Source organism: Psychromonas sp., assembly GCF_047632995.1.
GTDB lineage: Bacteria > Pseudomonadota > Gammaproteobacteria > Enterobacterales > Psychromonadaceae > Psychromonas.
Genome location: NZ_JBLIEK010000075.1, coordinates 1 through 18,840, shown reverse-complemented (window position 1 = coordinate 18,840; position 18,840 = coordinate 1). Strand labels below are relative to the sequence as shown.

At 39.7% G+C, this 18,840-nt stretch carries 15 protein-coding genes; 11 read left to right on the top strand and 4 right to left on the bottom strand.

The features are described from left to right. The first annotated feature begins 554 nt into the window (after nt 1–554). The 5 genes from ACJAT7_RS12625 (at nt 555) to gss (ending at nt 6,846) form a co-directional block, all read left to right on the top strand. The gene (locus ACJAT7_RS12625; RefSeq protein WP_415227162.1) at nt 555–815 is read left to right on the top strand and encodes a hypothetical protein; all 261 of its coding nucleotides are present in this window, start codon (nt 555–557) and stop codon (nt 813–815) included. A 687-nt stretch (nt 816–1,502) separates the two neighbouring features. Beyond that, nucleotides 1,503–2,000 (top strand): hypothetical protein, encoded by a 498-nt coding sequence (locus tag ACJAT7_RS12620; RefSeq protein WP_415227161.1) that lies wholly within the window; start codon nt 1,503–1,505, stop codon nt 1,998–2,000. A gap of 458 nt (nt 2,001–2,458) precedes the next feature. Then, nucleotides 2,459–3,283 (top strand): GGDEF domain-containing protein, encoded by an 825-nt coding sequence (locus tag ACJAT7_RS12615; RefSeq protein WP_415227160.1) that lies wholly within the window; start codon nt 2,459–2,461, stop codon nt 3,281–3,283. Nucleotides 3,284–3,530: 247 nt separating this feature from the next. After that, on the top strand, nt 3,531–4,709 hold the full coding sequence (locus tag ACJAT7_RS12610; RefSeq protein ID WP_415227159.1) for a type III PLP-dependent enzyme: 1,179 nt from the start codon (nt 3,531–3,533) through the stop codon (nt 4,707–4,709). Between the two features lie 229 nt (nt 4,710–4,938). Continuing rightward, the gene (gene gss / locus ACJAT7_RS12605; RefSeq protein ID WP_415227158.1) at nt 4,939–6,846 is read left to right on the top strand and encodes a bifunctional glutathionylspermidine amidase/synthase; all 1,908 of its coding nucleotides are present in this window, start codon (nt 4,939–4,941) and stop codon (nt 6,844–6,846) included. A gap of 52 nt (nt 6,847–6,898) precedes the next feature. Here the strand turns inward: gss and glgA are convergent, their stop codons facing one another. From glgA to rsmC, 4 genes are all read right to left on the bottom strand, one after another. Next, nucleotides 6,899–8,392 carry a glycogen synthase GlgA gene (gene glgA / locus ACJAT7_RS12600; protein ID WP_415227157.1) on the bottom strand — a complete coding sequence of 498 codons (1,494 nt, stop codon included), beginning with the start codon at nt 8,390–8,392 and terminating at the stop codon, nt 6,899–6,901. Between the two features lie 159 nt (nt 8,393–8,551). After that, the gene (gene glgC / locus ACJAT7_RS12595; protein WP_415227156.1) at nt 8,552–9,775 is read right to left on the bottom strand and encodes a glucose-1-phosphate adenylyltransferase; all 1,224 of its coding nucleotides are present in this window, start codon (nt 9,773–9,775) and stop codon (nt 8,552–8,554) included. A gap of 54 nt (nt 9,776–9,829) precedes the next feature. Continuing rightward, nucleotides 9,830–11,086, bottom strand: a complete 1,257-nt coding sequence (gene glgC, locus ACJAT7_RS12590; protein ID WP_415227155.1) for a glucose-1-phosphate adenylyltransferase — start codon at nt 11,084–11,086, stop codon at nt 9,830–9,832. Between the two features lie 185 nt (nt 11,087–11,271). Continuing rightward, entirely contained in the window at nt 11,272–12,321 is a 1,050-nt protein-coding gene (rsmC, locus tag ACJAT7_RS12585; protein WP_415227154.1) for a 16S rRNA (guanine(1207)-N(2))-methyltransferase RsmC, read from the bottom strand. A gap of 156 nt (nt 12,322–12,477) precedes the next feature. On the opposite strand from rsmC, the gene ACJAT7_RS12580 reads away from it, so the two are divergent. From ACJAT7_RS12580 to mshL, 6 genes are all read left to right on the top strand, one after another. Then, nucleotides 12,478–14,385, top strand: a complete 1,908-nt coding sequence (locus ACJAT7_RS12580) for an EAL domain-containing protein (protein ID WP_415227153.1) — start codon at nt 12,478–12,480, stop codon at nt 14,383–14,385. Between the two features lie 146 nt (nt 14,386–14,531). Beyond that, the gene (locus ACJAT7_RS12575; protein ID WP_415227152.1) at nt 14,532–15,401 is read left to right on the top strand and encodes a hypothetical protein; all 870 of its coding nucleotides are present in this window, start codon (nt 14,532–14,534) and stop codon (nt 15,399–15,401) included. Next, entirely contained in the window at nt 15,398–16,006 is a 609-nt protein-coding gene (locus tag ACJAT7_RS12570; RefSeq protein ID WP_415227151.1) for a hypothetical protein, read from the top strand. Before ACJAT7_RS12575 ends, ACJAT7_RS12570 begins: the two co-directional genes overlap by 4 nt. After that, entirely contained in the window at nt 16,003–16,668 is a 666-nt protein-coding gene (locus ACJAT7_RS12565) for a hypothetical protein (protein ID WP_415227150.1), read from the top strand. The genes ACJAT7_RS12570 and ACJAT7_RS12565 overlap by 4 nt, the downstream gene beginning before the upstream one ends. Then, nucleotides 16,661–16,987: a hypothetical protein gene (locus ACJAT7_RS12560; RefSeq protein ID WP_415227149.1), complete on the top strand. Its 327-nt coding sequence runs from the start codon at nt 16,661–16,663 to the stop codon at nt 16,985–16,987. The genes ACJAT7_RS12565 and ACJAT7_RS12560 overlap by 8 nt, the downstream gene beginning before the upstream one ends. A gap of 32 nt (nt 16,988–17,019) precedes the next feature. After that, nucleotides 17,020–18,672, top strand: coding sequence for a pilus (MSHA type) biogenesis protein MshL (gene mshL, locus ACJAT7_RS12555; RefSeq protein WP_415227148.1), 1,653 nt, complete (start codon nt 17,020–17,022; stop codon nt 18,670–18,672). Nucleotides 18,673–18,840: the final 168 nt, after the last annotated feature.

The following is an 18,840-nucleotide window of genomic DNA, read 5'->3' as shown; positions in this document are numbered from 1 at the left end:
GAATAGTCAAGCTGATTTTTCCCGGGAGGAACTCCCATTTCAAATATCTTTCGCAAGCTCTCACGGGTAAGTGGAACTTTTTTTTTCATTTGAATCTCATTTCCAGATTGTTAAAGAACACCAGTGAAATTCACTGTCTAAGCATTTGCTTACGTGAAGGATATTAGACTTGGCTTTAAACTATGTCAACCAGGCTGGGTGTGAAAGCCCTTTATTTTCAATTGGTTACGATATTTGTTGGCGGCGTTTTACCCAGTGTTTTCAACGGTATTTTTATCTTGAAAAAGTTTTGTAAGCAAAAAGCCTGTTAACGGGTGATAAGAGTTTTAGTTAGTAAATGAAAGGGGAAATCGATGCATATTTAGCTGTTTTTAGCTAAATATGGACTGAAAAAAATTGAAATTATTTTATTTTGAATCAGTTAAAGATCAAAAAATGTATAAAGTTGTGAGACTAAATGGGGGAAAGGGACTAATCGAAGGCCAAATTTAATTGAAAGCTTGGTTATTGCGTTTAATAATACAGAACTTAATATGCCAACAATAAGGAAGAGTATGCCTCTTATAAAGCAGATCAGAGAAGCAGTTAACAGTGGTGACCTAAGTCACGCATTTACAACCCAAGACATCATATTGTGGGTAAGTGTAAATAACATTACTAAAGATGATGGTGACCAATATGTTGAGTCTTCAATTACATCAATTCTCTCCAACTCAAGTGTAAGGAATACACAATCTAGCAACCAAAACGTGAAAGTACTTGGCCGTAGTGAGAATGCTGAAGGAAAAGCTGAATATTGGTTCCTAACAGAGTAGCAAGCGACTCATTTCCTTGATACGTATTAGCCAAAGACCAAAAGCCCGGGGCTATAATTTACTGATAATTACTTAACTTATTGACTAAAATGGTAAAAGTCTGGGTAGATGTGCCTATATCTGTGTCTACTTCTGTCTAATATTAGACGGTTTCATAAATATAACTGTCCATGACCATCTAGTAACGTACTGAATTGTCTAGGTATTTGTGAATGCTTCAAAATCCGTTTTCGAGAGAAGTGCCGGTTCAAGTCCGGCCTCGGGCACCATACTTTAAATCCTTGCTTATGCAGGGATTTTTTGTATCTACAGCACGTTAAATTCCCTTTTTATCATTATCTCCCAAGCTTTCCAACAACCTACAAATTAATCCAACTCAGCTTTGCATATCAGCAATCACTGCTGGTGGGTGGTTTCAGCTACTCCTCTTGCCCATTAACGGTTTTTTTTGTGGCGGTGTTTGTGCGGATTTAAGATTTTAATAAGGTTTCTCGTCATCCGTTAAACGCTGTAACCCTTTCATTACCTCGATAGCGGATAGCCTTATCAAAAATTAAAGAGTCCTGTTTATTAGATCAGAATAGTCCTTGAAAGCAGAATTGCTGTTCATATTGGTTCTGAGCATGAGAGCGGTTAATTTGTGTACTATGCTCTGTAGTGTGTTACCCAAACCTGAGGAGAAAGAATATGAAAAAGGCGATCTTGACAGCGGTCTTATCTATCTCTGTGCTTTCGGGCATACCTGTTCTGGTTCAGTCAGCGGAACCCGCCGATAAAAGCCCTCAAGTGGAACAGATTACGCCCAACGTGCAGTTATTTGACAAGCAGATGGCACAGTCTCAGGAATACATGATTAAGATGCAGGAGCAGATGGATAATATCCGTCAAACCCAAGACCCGCAGGAGCGGCAAAATCTGCTTCAGGAACACTGGGCCACAATGCAGAAGAATACGCAATTGATGCACAAAATGTGGGGGGCGGGTGGCGGAATGGGCTGCTGTATGCAAGGTCCGACAATAGGACCCGGCAAGGTGAGAGGCTGGCGTCATATGGGAGACCAATACTACAAGCTGACACCGAAGCAATTGAAGCAGCGGCAGTACATGATGGATCGCTACGTGCCGATGCAGCAGATGATGATGCAACACTTAATGCAACACCAGCGTTATATGTGGGACAAATGAAAGCGCGACTCTGCGTTTGAAGGTCCTGTGCGAAAATCCGCGCAGAGACCTGATTTGCGGGGGGCCAGTGAACTAATGTAATTTATGTTTACCTGTGACGAACTACTCTTCTCTATTACACTTTTTTTGTAATTTTAACTTGCTGCCAGAGTGTTGTGCTTAAGTTTTGCATCGATTCTCGGCGGCCGTTACTATCTGCTTGCCTGCATCTGGAAGAATGATTTGCATCTCCAACTCAATAAAGTGTAAAAGAGGAATCTGACATTTAGATTAGCGTGTTAATTTAATTGCCTCAAAGATAATAGGTATTGCAGATAAATTGACTCGGTAATAATAAGCATAGGGCAGTTGTTTTGTTCGTCCCATTTACATCATATTGATTTGCAAGGCGATCATTAATAAGTAATGATATATCTTTCGATAAATATCGGACTTGTTTTTTCAATTGAAGGGTACGTATGCAGGTTTTAAATCACCAAGGAATTGAAATTGAAATTGATAGTGGTTTTAAATTTGGAGATGCTTTTTTTAACTTGCTCAATTTTGTTAAATTACCTGATGATAAAGATTCAAATAGAAGTTCGATTGAGCAGCAATGTAATATTTTTTATCGGGATATTATGAATTATGGTTTTGTTGATTCACATAATCAGCATTTGCGTGATGGCCGCTTTGATTTAGCGGCTAAAAATTTAAATGAAATTAATAAATTATCATTAGATTATTTAACCGGATTAAGAAAAAAAGAGTTTTATGAAAGGAAATTAATCAGCTTAAAAAATTCCATGTATCAGAGTGATACGTCTGATTTTTCTTTAATTATTTGTGATTTAGATAAATTTAAAGAAGTGAATGACAGATTTGGTCATTCTGTGGGTGATGATACATTGAAAGTATTTGGCCCACTCCTTTTAGCAAGTTTAAGACCGTCTGATTTTGCCTATCGATATGGTGGCGAAGAATTTTTAGTCTTACTTCCGGAAACAAATTTGCATGAAGCTGCGAGTGTTGCAGAACGAATAAGAGTCAATATTGAAGATAGATTACACCTTGGTCATTATGGATTAAATCAGATTACTGCACATGATATATCAAAATCAGTCATTGAATCTGATGATGTCAGTGCCATTAATGATGTTTTCTTTTTATCTAAAGACCTAACTTGTAGTTTTGGTGTGGCAAATTACTTGGACTGTGCGCAATCAACTGAAAGTTTATTTTTACGTGCGGATGAGAATTTATATCTAGCCAAAGCTAACGGCAGAAATAAAGTTGAGTACTAATTTTATTACCACTTTCATTCTCTTAACATTAAAAAAGAGACTACCATTTACCCCAAACTTAAAAGCAGCATCAACAGATACGCTGATCAAAACCTCCTCTAATTAACCTCTCTTTTAAGTGATTAATTATCATTGAAATGGTTAGAAAATAAGTACAGAATACGCCGGTTTTTAGATTCCCTGTTCGCCTTAATACAAGAGTCTGAATATTGTATATAACCTGAAACTATTATAATAGGATTTTTCCATGTTGGCACAACCACTTGAGTACTATTCACAATCTGCTTTTGAGCGCATATCAATGAAGGCAAAAGAGATCGAAACCCCTTGCGTGATTATTGATACTGCAACGATTGAAGAGCACTTTGATGCATTGACAAGTAATTTCCCTTGGGCCGATATCTATTATGCATTAAAAGCCAATCCGGCCCATGAAATTATTGATCTGGTCAATGCTAAAGGTGGTTGCTTTGATCTTGCCTCTATTTATGAACTTGATAAAGTGCTCTCCCATCATATTGATCCCGCTCGCATCAGTTATGGCAACACCATCAAAAAGCGCGCCGATATTAAATATTTCTATGATGCAGGGATCAGAATGTTCGCTACTGATTGTGTTAGCGATCTGGAAAATATTGCACGAATGGCACCGGGATCAAAAGTGTATGTGCGTATTCTTACCGATGGCACATTAACTGCCGACTGGCCGCTTTCACGAAAATTTGGCTGTCAACCCGATATGGCGATGGACTTGTTAGTGAAAGCTAAAACACTTGGCTTAGAGCCCTATGGCGTTTCATTTCATGTCGGTTCGCAACAGCGTGATGTGGGTGCCTGGGATAACGCCGTTGCGACCGTAAAAGTTATTTTTGAGCGTCTGCAGGAAGAAAACGATATCACTTTACAGATGATTAATATGGGCGGCGGTTTTCCAGCTAACTATATTAGCCGGGCAAATGACTTAGAGGTTTATGCAGCGGAAATGTTACGTTTTCTAAAAGAGGACTTCGGCGATACATTGCCGCGTATTATTCTTGAGCCGGGACGCTCATTAGTGGCGAACGCCGGGGTGTTAGTTACAGAGGTGGTACAAGTATCACGGAAAAGTAATACCGCCTTATATCGCTGGGTTTATACCGACGTCGGTTTGTTTTCAGGGATGATAGAAACATTAGGCGAAGCGATTAAATACCCGCTCTACTGTGAGGCTGATACTGCGGGCACAGGTGATGAGTCTGAAGAGGTGGTTATTGCCGGGCCAACCTGTGATAGTGCCGATATTTTATATGAAGATTACAAATACTGTCTACCGCATAGTTTAAAAGAGGGCGATCGCCTATTTTGGCTCTCAACGGGTGCTTACACTACATCCTATAGCGCCATTGAGTTTAATGGTTTTCCGCCACTTAAAGCCTATTTTGTATAAGTTTTAACGATCAATATCAAGCCCATCTACTGTGTTAGTTGGGCTAATCTTTTGCTTTTTCCTCTTTGTTGTGTGTAATTTTTTTACGTGCCTTCACCATCTGAGGCTGCTCTAGCCTAGATAAAAATTTCGCCTAAAAAACATCCTAACTGACTATTAAATGGGCATTGCTTATATATATCTTCTTGACTATATTGAGTTATCTTTAACTTTATTCGGACAAAAAATTTTGTCACATAGAACAACCTCCAGTGTTTTTGGTACCTTGCTGGGCTATGCGCCAGGCGGCGTTGCCGCTTACTCTTGTGATTATGAGAGTGCCAGTGATGCACAATACCCTAAACGTAGTGCTTTTCGCAGCTACCTTGACGGTATTTATATGGGTTATAAATGGCAGTGTGTGGAATTTGCCCGGCGCTGGATCTATCTCAATCACGGTTATATTTTTGACGATATCTCAATGGCTTACGACATATTTCAGTTACGCTCTGTAAGAGATGTTGTAACCAATTCTCGGCTGCCTTTGCAGGCATTTGCTAACGGCAGTAAAAGCCCTCCCCAACCCGGAAGTCTACTCATTTGGGATCAGGGGGGGGAGTTTTCAGAAACAGGTCATGTGGCAATTGTGACGGAAGTGTTTGCCGATAAATTACGGGTTGCAGAGCAGAATCTGGATCATGAGATTTGGCCAGAAGGGTGCAACTACAGTCGAGAACTGCCTGCTACCACAACACAGGAGGGCGAATATTGGTTACAGTGCTCTTTTAACGACGCCACTATTTTAGGTTGGATGACACAAACAGATAACTCCCTTTATGCGCAGCCAACTATTGCAACGGATAAACAGTTATTTGCCCTGCGCAGCCGTTATGCAAAAGCGCAGGTTGATCCGCAAAAATCCTGGTTAAATGTTGCCAATGAAGATGAAGCTGCTTATGTTAAGGCGATGCACGGAGATAAGTTAAGTGCCGTTAGCGCGGATCAATACCGCTATTATACGTTATCAGAAACGGCGCAACTGACCCTGCAAAGAGCGACCAATGAACTGCATGGTTTGTTTATGCACGCCACGGATTATGTGCTTGAGAATCCGGCTTTATTGGACAAATTTAACCTGCCTCGCGCTATTTTAGGGAAGATCCGTCAATCCTGGGATAATCGCTTAAATCAATTGATTACCAGCCGCTTCGATTTTTCGATGACCCCGCAGGGATTAAAAGTGTACGAGTATAATTGTGATTCGGCATCCTGTTATATGGAAAGCGCTAAAATTCAAGGTAAGTGGGCGCACCATTATGGCGTTCACGAGGGGCAGGATAGCGGTAAAGATCTGTTTAATAATCTGGTGAATGCATGGCGGAAAAGCCAGGCGAAAGGGCTCGTACATATTTTGCATGATTGCGATCCCGAAGAAATATATCATGCGCTATTCATTCAGCAGACATTAAAATCAGCAGGTATTGCAAGTAAGATGGTCTCCGGTATTAGCAGTCTTAAATGGGATCCGCAGGGGAATATTTTAGACGTGCAAGGGGAGTCAATTCACTGGGTCTGGAAAACCTGGTCATGGGAAACTGCGCTGGATCAAATTCGCTCAGAATGCGAGGCCGATCAGGCTCTCGGTGAGCACTATGAGCCAGCATGGGAAAGAGGTCAGACACCTAGACTTGCGGATATTTTACTGCATAAAAATATTATGATTTTTGAACCGCTATGGACTTTAATTCCCAGTAATAAAGCTATTCTGCCTGTACTTTGGTCGCTCTTTCCCAATCATCCTTTATTACTGCAAGCTGATTTTGAATTAAACGCCGATTTGCAGGCGAGTGGTTATGTCACTAAGCCGATCGTTGGTCGCTGCGGGGCGAACATTCAGTTGGTCGATCAAGATCAAGACATTATCGAGGCAACAGGAGGGGGATTTGCCGCTCAGGAACAAATATACCAAGCTTTATTTCCGCTGCCGCTGGTGGATGGTTATTATGTTCAGGTATGCACCTTCACCGCAGCGGGAAAATATGCAGGAAGTTGCCTGCGTGTCGATGCCTCTATGATTATTAGTAAAGAGAGCGATTGCATGGCACTGCGTTTTGTTAATGATGAGGCTCTGCTTAGCCAGCAAGCAGTTATAAATTAAAAAAACCAATTTCCCTTATTATTTATCGTGAAATTGGCTTAATTTTATTTTGCTAAGTTAATGCAGCGCCATTTTTCCGGTTATGCTGCGGGTATATCGCTTTATGATAGAGGTGGTCATAATGCTTAGCTGCATTTGACCAGTAGAAATGGGAACGCATCACTTGTTTTTTTAAGCGTGACATCTCTTCCGGATGCTCTACATATAGCAGCAAGGCGCGGCGCATTAAGTTAAGCAGTTGACTCGGATTGGGATCATAGAAGACAAAACCATTGGCATTATCGGGATCTTGATCGTAGTCTAAAACGGTATCTTTTAATCCACCCACAGCCCTTACAAGAGGTAATGTAGCGTAGCAAAAACTGTATAGCTGATTTAAACCGCAAGGTTCAAAGAGCGAGGGCATAACAAAGAAATCGGAACCTGCTTCCACCATATGTGATAATTTTTCACTGTAACTATCAATAAACTTAAATTTATTAGGGAAATGGGTTGCAATAGCTTTTAATTGCCCGGTTATAGCGGGGTCTCCTGAGCCGACAATCACCAATTGCAGGCTATGCTTTAACACACTCTCCAACATCGGTAGTAGCAGACCAAAGCCTTTTTGTTCGGTAAGCCTACATACCATACCGAAAATAGGATTATTACTTTCGGGAAGGCCAACCTCTCTTTGTAATCCTTTTTTACAAATAACTTTACCGCGGAGATCATCGGCCGAGAAATTTGCGGGTATTAATGTATCTGTTTCTGGATTCCAATCATTATAATCACAGCCATTTAAGATCCCTTCAAAATCATGAATTCGTTCAACAAAGTGATGATGCATACCATGAGAGCCGAGCGGGGTTAGTAATTCACTGGCATAGTTTGGACTGACTGTATTGATTTTGTCGCTGTAAATGACTCCCGTTTTTAGATAGTTAATGTAGTTATAATTTTCTAATATACGTTCATCCATGCAGGCGCTGACTTCAGGAATTAAGTTAAGCTGAGACTTATCAAAAATTCCTTGATAACAGGCATTGTGGATCGTTAATACTGTTTTGCTTTGGGAGAAGTGGGCACTATCCTCATAACGGGTTTTCAGTAGATAAGGAATGAGCGCTGTGTGCCAGTCATTACAGTGAATGATGTCGGGGACGAAGCCGCTTGCTTCACAGGCTTGCAAAGAGGCTAGGCAAAAAAAGGCAAAACGTTCACCATTATCTTGATAAGCATGGTGATCTTCACCGTACAGACCCGCCCTGTCAAAGTAGTGTGCGTTATCAATAGTTAAAACTGGGATGCCATCTAAAGTTAGTTCATGTACTTCAAATTGGATATCTGGACGGGGGCTATTAGTATTTAATGTTAAGTCAAAACGATGTTGTGCCTGTTCGCGATGATTTATATTGCGGTAGAAGGGGGTGATGATTTTAACGTCGTGACCCAGGTTACGAAGTTCAATCGGTAATGCTTTTGCAGCATCTGCTAAACCACCCGTTTTTGAGAATCCTTCAACTTCAGCAGAAACGAAAAGAATTTTTAGTTTTTTATGATTCAATGCAACGCTCCTTTGACAATTTTACCTTTATATCAATAAGTAAAAAGCCGCAAATGTTTATGGTGATTATAAGGGAATGCTTGTATCACTAACTATATACCCAAACCAGTTGAAGATGAAGATTCCTGTATCTTGAACTGGTTTGGGTATAAGTTTAGGTTAAAAGCCTATTTTAGCACCTTTCGGAATGACAACTATACCTTCATCAGAAACGGTAAAACGTTTTTTATCATCCTCCAGATTAATGCCAATTTGTACGTTATCTGCAATTGATACATTCTTATCAATGATAACTTTAGTCAACCTGCAGTTTTTTCCTATTTTGGTATCGCCTAATAAAATACAGTGAGAAATTTCAGTATCTTGCTCGACAAAGCAGTTAAAACCTAAAATAGATTTTTTAATGGCCGCCCCTTTAATAAAACAACCGTCGGAAATTTGTGATTTTCGAATGGCACAATTGCTGTCATTACCATTTCTAAAGTGAGCAGCAGGCAGGGCCGGGTAGTGTGTATGCATTGGCCACTTGCGATTGTATAACGAAATCGGCGGTTTAGACTTAATTAAATCCATATTTGCATGCCAATATGAATCAATATTACCTACATCCCGCCAGTAGGTTTCATTTGTTTCCCCGGGAATTGAATTTTGCGAAAAGTCATAAACGAAGACGTTACCTTGTGGATAGAGGTGCGGAATAATGTCTTTGCCAAAATCATGGCTTGATTTTTTCAGTGCAGCATCTCGAATTAACTCTTCTTGCAGCACTTTGGAGTTAAATACATAGTTACCCATAGAAACTAAAACATGATCCGGATCGCCTGGAATTGTCTTTGCATCTTCCACCGCTGGTTTCTCAACAAAACCTATCATGCGACCCTCTTCATCCACTTCAATAATACCAAAGTGGTAAGCTTGTTCTTTAGGTAATTTGACAGCTGAAACCGTCAAGGTAGCGTCTTTTTTCTCGTGATAGGTAAGTTTTTGGCGAATATCCATTTTATAAATATGATCACTGCCAAAGATGCAAACAAGATCTGCTTCATCAGACTCAATAAATTGTAAATTTTGATAAATCGCATCAGCAGTACCCGAGTACCAATGCTTACCTGTACGCATTTGCGCAGGGATAGCATCAATAAAGGTGTCTGTAATACTGCTCAGTTCCCAAGCATCGGTAAGATGTTGATTAAGTGATTGAGATTTAAATTGTGTTAATACATAAATACGTAATAAATCAGAATTTACAAAATTATTTAACACGCAATCAATCAATCGGTAACTGCCTCCAAAGGGCACGGAAGGTTTAGTACGGGATTGTGTTAAGGGGTAAAGACGCGACCCTTCACCACCCGCTAAAATCATAGAGAGAACTTTTGCCATATTAAAAACCTATTTTATTTAGAATAAAAAATCTTTATTTAACAATGTCTATTGTTAATTTTTTTTATCAATAACTGAAAGTTGTTCTTCAAAACCAACTTTACTGCCTTTGGCAATCACCACAACGCCATCTTCCGATACGGTAAACTTCTTACGATCTTCTTCTAAGTTTTCCCCAATAATTGTGCCGGGGGCTATTGATACATTTTTATCAAGAATAACTTTAGTGAGGCGAGCTCCACTGCCTACTGTGACATTGCCCAATAAGATGGCGTCTTTGATTATCGCTTCGCTGCAGATATGGCAGCTAAAACCTAAAATCGAACTGCTGATTTGCGCGCCGTTAATATAAGATCCTGCACCTATCATAGATTTTGAAATATCACTGACCGATCCGTCCTGATCACGAAATGTGGCGGGTGGTAACGGTGGGTGATAGGTGTGTAGTGGCCAATGTGCATTATAAAGCGAAAAAGGTGCCTCATCTGCTAGCAGCTGCATATGCGCTTCCCAGTATGAATCGAGACTGCCTACATCACGCCAGTAAGCCGTTGCTGGCTCACCAGGAATGTGGTTGTCACTGAGTCTGTAAACAAATACTTTTCCCTTCTGGCAAAGTTTCGGGATGATATCTTTACCAAAATCATGGCTGGAATTGCGATCGGCTGCATCATCATAGAGCTCTTTTAACAGCACATCGGATTTAAAAACATAATTCCCCATGGAAGCTAATACGTGTTTATCGTCACCGGGAATTGTTTTCGCCTCTTCGACAGAGGGTTTCTCAGCAAAGCCTATCATCCGGCCGTCATCATCTACTTCAATGATACCAAAGTGATAAGCTTGCTCTTTAACGACTCGGATTGCAGCAACGGTCAAGGAGCCGCCTTTGGCTTTATGATGCTCAACCATTTGTTGGACATCCATTTTGTAGATGTGATCGCTGCCGAAGACGCACACATGCTCAGGAGCCTGTTTTTCAATAAATCGAGCATTTTGATAAATAGCATCAGCAGTGCCGGAGTACCAATTTTTATTGACACGTTGTTGTGCTGGAATTGCTTCGATAAATTGTTTCGCAATCCCTGAAAGGCGCCAGGCTTTACGTAAGTGAATACTTAATGATTGAGATTTGAATTGGGTTAATACATAAATTTTCATGATCTCTGCATTAACAAAATTATTTAATGCAAAATCAACAAGGCGATAATTACCGCCAAAGGGCACTGCTGGTTTGGTTCTTGTTTGTGTTAAAGGGAAAAGGCGAGAGCCCTCTCCCCCCGCAAGAATCATAGCAAGAATTCCAGCCATAAATTTCTCCTGATAAAAAGGGGATAAAGATTATTATTTTTTACATAATCCTTTTATTACTGACATCCCCCTTATGCAGGGTTGGATGCTTATACCCAAACCACCTCAAAATGCTGATTTGTGCATCCTGAGGTGGTTTGGGTATAGACCCTAACAAAAGAGAAATAAATATATAAGGGAGGAGTTTATTGTTTTTTGATACAAGTCAACATTTTAAATTTATTGTTTTCTTGCGTTATTTGCAGTACAGGAAATACTTTACTGAGTAAAGGTTCATAATTTAAAAATTTATTTGCAACAATAGACAGTTTTCCATGGTCAAGTAAATAGTTAGGGGCTTGATTAATAAAGGTTTCAGCAGCCAAGTAATCGGTTTGTTTTCCTGAGTGGAAAGGCGGGTTTGAAAGTAACAGATTATATTTTTTGTTAACTTCAGAAAAAACATCGGAGGGAAAAACCTCGCCTTTAAGTTTATTTTTTATCAATGAAAGTTTCGCGCTTTCTAATGCATAAGCGCTGATGTCAACAAGATCTATCTCTAAGTCAGGGTGTTTCTTGAGTATGTAACAGGCAATGACCCCGGCGCCGCAGCCAAAATCAAGCACGGATCCAGACATTTTTTCGGGTAAATTTTCTAATAATAACTGACTGCCTTTATCTAATTGACCATAACTAAATACGCCGGGTAGCGAGCAGATCTGCAGCTCAATATTATTGATATTTATCGGGTAGGTTTTTATCCATGAAGCCTGCTCAAAGGGAGGGACGCTCTGATTTAACTCAGCATATAAAATACTGCAATGGCGGGCTGAGTCAATATTATTAACGGCAGATGAGTAGGGGGTTAACAAAGGTTGCGCGCTTTTAATACCACATTTTTTTTCACCCACTAAAATAATACTCGCACCCTGCTCTAGGTGAGGGGTCAGGCTGGCTAGCAGGTATTGCGTCTCTTTTTTTGCTTTTGGTAAAAAAATCAATAATAGATCAAACTTCTTATCGCCTTGATAATGGGCGGTGAAATGCAGTTCAGAGGCGCTTAATTTAGGAGACAAGCGGCTGTAATAACGATAATCGCTAAAGCAAAAAGTGCTTGATAATGCGAGTGTCTGTAAATGGATTGGATAATCATCGTCAATATTGCCTGCAACCAATATATTTTTATCAGTAAAAAGCGATTCATTACGCTGTAATAGTTGGCTGGGATTTGAATAGCTGTAGTTTGCGAGTGACATTAGGTTTCCTGTTTAACATAGATCTTTTGACTAGTGGATATCCGATGAGCATTATATGATGACTTGACTGCAGATTAAAATATTTATAGCCAAATTATTCGAAGATGCAGGAATCAGCATCTTCGAATAATTTGGATTTGGTAATTAAGGGATTAAATGAAATTTACGGATAAATTCACTTTTATAACAATATCAGTCGTATTGGCATGCATTGTGTTGGTTTTGGTGGGCGGATTATTTAGTTTACGTGCGATGACGCTTAAACATCACCAGCAACGTATGGACAGTATTATTAACGTTATTGAACGTCAATTAGATAAAAATGTGGAAAAAAATCAATTTGATCTGTGGTTGCCTGATCTACTTGATGCTTCGGGCATTGTTAGTTTGCAAATAAAGCGCCAGGATAAGGTGCTATACCAAACTTATTATGAAAACCGTCATTTTTATCCAAATAACTTATTACTTCGCTATCAATATCAATTAAAAAAACACCCGAATATCTCTTTAATATTAAAGACTCGCCAACCCTTTGATGATATCAAGTTTTCACTGCTGCCATTATTAGGTATCTCATCGGCCATTTTATTTAGTCTCGTGTTACTTAGCTTTGCAATATATTGGATAAAAAAACAATTCAATGGTGCCGAGTTACTGGAGAGAAGGGCTAAGTACCTTTTACAAAAAAATCCAACCGCGCGTATTGCACAGCCGGGCGAATGGCCTAAACTCGCCAGTCAAGCACTGGATCTGTTATCCAAAGAGCTGGAGCAAAGTCAAAAAGAACGCAGTTATTTTGATGAGTATATTCGTGGGCAAGCTTTTTTAGATGAAGCGACGGGACTGGGAAATAGTCTCGCTTTTGAAAACCGTTTAGATGCAATTGCAACCAATCAAAATATATTTTCGAGTGCTTTATTACTGGCTGATTTTTCTGAATTAGACTTTATTGATAGTCAATTTGGGAGCGAGATCCGCAATCAAATCTTACTGCAAATTAGCGATATTTTAACGTCATTCTCGAACCGTTATGATGATCAGTTTCATGGCCGCATTGAAAAATCAGAATTTGTGTTAATTATCCCGCAGATGTCTTATCAAGAAACTGAAGTAGCTGCCAAACAGTTAACTAAGCTACTTTTTCAGTTGCAGCTCCCGGAGTCTGTTTCAATCGAGGAGTTTTTTCATATTGGTGTTGTAACTTTTCACTATGGCGACAAGCCGCTGCAGATTATGGACGATTTAAACCGTGCGTTATCAGTTGCGGTACACCAAAATGTCAGCGGTTGGTTTTTAGCCGATCAAGATGATAATTATGCTAGCTTGTCCAAGGGAACGGTAAAATGGCGTACATTACTTGAAAATGTATTAGAAAATGATGGGCTATTACTGTATCAGCAGCAGATTATCGGTCGTGACGGTCGCACTGAACTTTACTCTGAGCTTGGGCCCTGTATCAAAGATCATCAGCAAAAAATTATTGCAACGGATACTTTTTTGCCGATGGTTGAAAAGTGTGGTCTGCATGAAAAATTTGATCGAAAAATGCTAGAAAAAGTACTGGCGTTACTTGTACTTCGTGGCGAACGAAGTAAACCTATTGCAATAAATTTAAGTGCATATATTTTAATGGATAAAAAAAATCAGCAGTGGTTTATCTACGAACTTATGCAGCTGCCTCGTCATTTACGCAATAATCTGGTGATTGAGGTTTCGGAACACTTAGTGGAAAAAAATTATTTTTTACTGCGTGCAGCATTAAATGCTATTCAGAAAATTGGCTGTAAGATTGCTATTGATAATGTCGGTAAGTCTGTCGTTAATACCGAATATATTCTTGATTATCATATTGATTACCTAAAACTTCACGTCAGCTTAGTCGCTGATATTCATTTGCGTAAAACCAATCAAATCGCGCTGCAAAGTCTAATGGCTAGCTGTTTAAACAGTCGAACTAAAATCATTGCTGTGGGCGTTGAAAATGATGAAGAGTGGCGCTGTCTGCTTAAAATCGGTGTTCATGCCGGGCAAGGTTCACTGTTTTCCGACGTGCAGCCTTTGTGATATATGGTAATGTGACCTGATCGCGTAATTTATCCGACAATTCGCGATTTGCCTCAGATATAATAAATATTCGTAGAATCTATGGGTTAATCCCTTATTATGAACGAATGATTGAATTGTCGTTTATTGAGAAAAATAAAATTAATATGTTTAAAAATCTTTTTCCTAAAAAAGTACAAACTAAAATTAGCCTCTATTTAGCGAGCAACCGACTTGTTATCTGCTTATTAGAAGAGGGGGGAATTCGTTTGCTTGCTCAAACAGCGGTTTCATCCGAGGCACAGTGGGCGCAAAAATTTGCATCAGTAGTTAATGAACACAAACTTCATCATGGTCAGGTATCTGTCGTATTAAGCCGTGACTTTTATCAGACGTTTGATATTGAAAAGCCAAAAGTTGAAGAGGGTGAGTTAATGGCGACACTCCCTTTTTCTATAAAAGATTTGGTTTCTGAGAGCATTTTTGATCTGGTCGTTGATTATTACGATATGCCTTTTCAGCAGCACAAGGGAGATCAAATAACGGCTGTCTGTACCCCTAAGAAGCGTGTTATCAACATCCGTGATATGATTTTTAAACAGGGAATGAAACTTAAAGAGATTACCACTGAAGAGTTAGCATTAACCCGTTTACTGGGTAAAAGTGAGGAAGTTAATCTCCTGCTTTCACAACAAAAGAATGAATTGGTGTTAACGGTAGTAAAAGAGGGGCAACTGTTTTTCTCCCATCGTTTGCGCGGATTTAATGAATTGTTGGCAGAGCCTCTTGGTGGTTTTGAAAACGCACTATTAGATGGGCTGAGTTTAGAGTTGCAACGTGCGCTTGATTATATGAATTCGCAACTGCGAATCGCTTCAATCTCTCATCTCTATTTGGCGGTTGTTTGCCCGGATCTCCCCTTATTGGCAGAACAGTTAAGTAGCTACCTGGCAAAAAAAGTCGTGCCATTTGGCGAGACAGATCAGTATGATTTCACCAATATTCTGGCATATGGCCCGTTAATGGAGGGTAAATGAAAAAACAGATAAATCTTTACCAGCCAAGTTGTTACCCAAAACGGGAAAAATTCACCGGCAAACAGTTTCTTTTTTTGGCCGGAATCTGTTTTCTTTTGGTACTCGCATTGCATCTTACTTTAAACAATAAGTTTTCAAAAACCCAAGCGATAGCAGCGCAGCATAAAGCCTTATTAACGATAAAGCAGACTGAATTGGCGGCCTTAGTCACTGAATTGCAGAACAATCGTGCACCCGATTCGAAAATAAGAGAGCAACTTGCGCTGCAAACCGAAATTGATGCAAAACAGCGTTTATTAGGTAGTTTATCGGGTATTGAATTAGGTCGGGTGGTGGAGTTTTCTGAATTGATGAGAGGCCTTTCATTAGCGAGTATGAGTGCAATCAGCATCGATCATTTCTCCATAATTGATGGGCGCTTAAATATATCTGGGCAAGCGAAAGAGAGTGATTCAGTGCCCTTATGGCTGACAAAAATTCAAACAACCAATGAGCTGGCGGGCATTGCTTTTGAAAAGATAAAAATATCAGATATTGCCGGAGGCTTCTCTTTTCAACTAAGCAATAACCCTAAAAATAAAAAAGCGAAGGCGCCAGCACAATGATGAAGCTTAACGTTATTGAAATTGAAAAAGCGTTTAATAAAATGACCCTGCGTGAGCGTGCTATTATATTTGGCGCATTACTCATTTGTGTCTTTTCGATCAGCTATTTTTGGATATTTGATCCGGCAATGGCGAAACAGGCAAAAATAGAGAAAGCCCTGCAGTTGAGCTATCAGCAGGAAAGTGAATTGAATAGCGAAATTGACACTATTAAACTGCGTTTACAAAAAGATCCGTTACAAGAAATTAATACTAAAATCGCTTTCTCTGTGCAGACCTTAGTGGCATTGGATAAACAGCTGGATGAAAAGTTAGTCAGTTTTATTCATGCATACAAGATGCCCATTGCTCTTACCAAGGTACTTAATGAAAGCCCCGGGGTAAAAGTTGAGTCATTAATTTCATTACCTGCGCAAGCATTTAATTCATCGGTAGTTAATGCGGGTGCGGCGCCGCTACAAAATCTGTTTTATAAACATGCGTTAGAGATTCAATTAACGGGTGATTATAATGCCATTTATCAATATTTATTGAACCTTGAAACCTTGCAGGAAAAATTTTATTGGTCCGCTCTGACTTATCAGGTGGCGGATTATCCTCTTGGCAAAGTGACTATTGAGATATACACCCTAAGCGATCAACAGGATTTAGTCAGTGGTTAAATATATTATTTTATTTTGCTCAATAATAAGCGCTAACGTGATGGCCAATAGCGCGCCGTTAGTTGATCCGACAAAACCGCTAAATCACACAATAAAACCGGTAAAAAAAGAGTATCGCTCTGCGCTGCCTAAATTACAAAGCATATTGGCTGAGGGTGGGCAACGACGTGCCATTTTAAACAATCAATTATATAAAACGGGGCAGTGGGTAAGTGGTTATCAGATAACGCGTATCGAAAGTGATGCGGTGTTATTACGCCATAAAAAACACGCATATAAGTTAAACTTATACACAAAAGAAGAGCATTTTGTTAAATAAATGCCTTATTTGCTTTATGGAAAATAGATAAAATGGAAAAATTTATTTCAATAAGTTGTTGTCTTTTATTATTAACAGCTTGTCAGGCGACTAAAGAAAATACCGCTGAATCGCAAAAAATGCTTTTACAAACGAATATAAATAAACAGGTGGAGGAGTTGATTCTACCTGAGGATATTGCATCTGAATTATATGCAGATCTGTCGTCACAACCTGAACTGGTTTTGGTTGAAGAAAAACGTTTTGATATTTCAGCAAGAGATGTGGATGCCTCGGTCTTTTTTGCCTCATTAATTAGAGGCACCTCTTTCAGTGTTGCCATTCACCCTGATGTGCAAGGCGAGATCACGCTTTCATTAAAGCAGGTGACATTAGCGGAAGCGTTAGCTGTTATTGAAGATATGTTTGGTTATGAAATTAAACTGACAGGACGCATCTATCATATCTATCCTGCGGGTATGAGGGTTGCTAGCTTTACCCTTGATTACCTGTTTATGAATCGGATGGGCGGATCGCGAACCAGTATTTTATCCGGTCATTTAAGTACGCAAAGTGATAATTCTGATACAACCTCCGATTCAAGCTCAAGTAGCAGCAGCTCAAGTGCGGCTGATTCTCAAGATAAAGAGTTTACCGGGGAGTTTTCATCAAACGCCTTAGAGGATGGCACGGAAATAATCACAGTGACCAGCACCAACTACTGGGCTTACTTAGAAAGTAAAATAAATAAATTATTAAAAAGCACGGTCGGACGAGATGTGATTGTCAGTCCTATGTCAGGTGTGGTGACGATTCGAGCTTATCCAGAGGAGATTCGGGAAGTCCGGGAATTCCTGGAAAAGGAAACGGATAACTTAAACCGGCAAGTGATTTTAGAAATACAGTTAATCGAAGTGCAGTTAAATGATGAATACCAGCAAGGCGTTAGTTGGAGTAACGCAGGTGATGCAATTAGTGCGACCAATGTGTTATTTGATGCTACCCACAAGCTGGCTGAAAGTGTCATTAACAGTACTATCGGTGGCAGCGGTGCATTAACCATCGCGAATGGCTCCTTTTCCGCTGTCGTGTCAATGTTAGAAACACAAGGTGATGTGAATGTGTTATCTAAACCGCGTATAACGGCAATGAACAATCAAAAAGCGGTGATTAAGGTGGGCGGGGATGAGTATTTTGTGACCGATGTTTCAACTACAACGGTAACGGGGACGGCAACAACATCGACACCTAATGTTGAATTGACGCCGTTTTTCTCAGGTATTTCAGTGGATGTAACCCCAAAAATTAATGACGATGATTCTGTCTTATTACATATTCATCCGGCGATTGTAGATATCGAAGAGCAGATAAAAACGATCAGTTTTGGTAGCTCTAGCGCTGGTGATTTGACTATTCCCGTTGCCAAAAGTGATGTGCGTGAATCAGATACAGTTGTAAAAGCACAATCGGGCGATGTGATTATAATTGGCGGTTTAATGAAAACCATTGAAAAAGATCTGGTTTCTAAGACTCCGTTTATCGGAGATGTGCCTTGGTTGGGTGAGCTGTTCACTAATCGTCAAAAGCAGAGTTTAAAAACGGAATTGATTATTCTGGTGAAACCACAAGTTGTAAAACAGAATACGTGGAAACAGGAGATGCAAAAATCATCCGATTTAGTTGAAAAATGGTACCCCTCTGAATGATCTATCTAAAGCATTTTGGATTAGAAAAAGCGCCTTTTTCACTCACCGCGGATCCTAATTTTTATATTGATTTTATTCCTCATAAAGAAGCGTCACAAGTAATCACCACTGCCCTTTCTTTGGGGGAAGGGATCTTAAAAATAACTGGTGAAGTGGGTACGGGAAAAA

Coding starts and splice junctions, on each gene's coding strand:
- ACJAT7_RS12625 (WP_415227162.1), top strand. CDS start 555: ATGCCTCTTATAAAGCAGATCAGAGAAGCAGTTAACAGTGGTGACCTA.
- ACJAT7_RS12620 (WP_415227161.1), top strand. CDS start 1,503: ATGAAAAAGGCGATCTTGACAGCGGTCTTATCTATCTCTGTGCTTTCG.
- ACJAT7_RS12615 (WP_415227160.1), top strand. CDS start 2,459: ATGCAGGTTTTAAATCACCAAGGAATTGAAATTGAAATTGATAGTGGT.
- ACJAT7_RS12610 (WP_415227159.1), top strand. CDS start 3,531: ATGTTGGCACAACCACTTGAGTACTATTCACAATCTGCTTTTGAGCGC.
- glgC (WP_415227156.1), bottom strand. CDS start 9,775: ATGGCAAAAGTTCTCTCTATGATTTTAGCGGGTGGTGAAGGGTCGCGT.
- glgC (WP_415227155.1), bottom strand. CDS start 11,086: ATGGCTGGAATTCTTGCTATGATTCTTGCGGGGGGAGAGGGCTCTCGC.
- rsmC (WP_415227154.1), bottom strand. CDS start 12,321: ATGTCACTCGCAAACTACAGCTATTCAAATCCCAGCCAACTATTACAG.
- ACJAT7_RS12580 (WP_415227153.1), top strand. CDS start 12,478: ATGAAATTTACGGATAAATTCACTTTTATAACAATATCAGTCGTATTG.
- ACJAT7_RS12575 (WP_415227152.1), top strand. CDS start 14,532: ATGTTTAAAAATCTTTTTCCTAAAAAAGTACAAACTAAAATTAGCCTC.
- ACJAT7_RS12570 (WP_415227151.1), top strand. CDS start 15,398: ATGAAAAAACAGATAAATCTTTACCAGCCAAGTTGTTACCCAAAACGG.
- ACJAT7_RS12565 (WP_415227150.1), top strand. CDS start 16,003: ATGATGAAGCTTAACGTTATTGAAATTGAAAAAGCGTTTAATAAAATG.
- mshL (WP_415227148.1), top strand. CDS start 17,020: ATGGAAAAATTTATTTCAATAAGTTGTTGTCTTTTATTATTAACAGCT.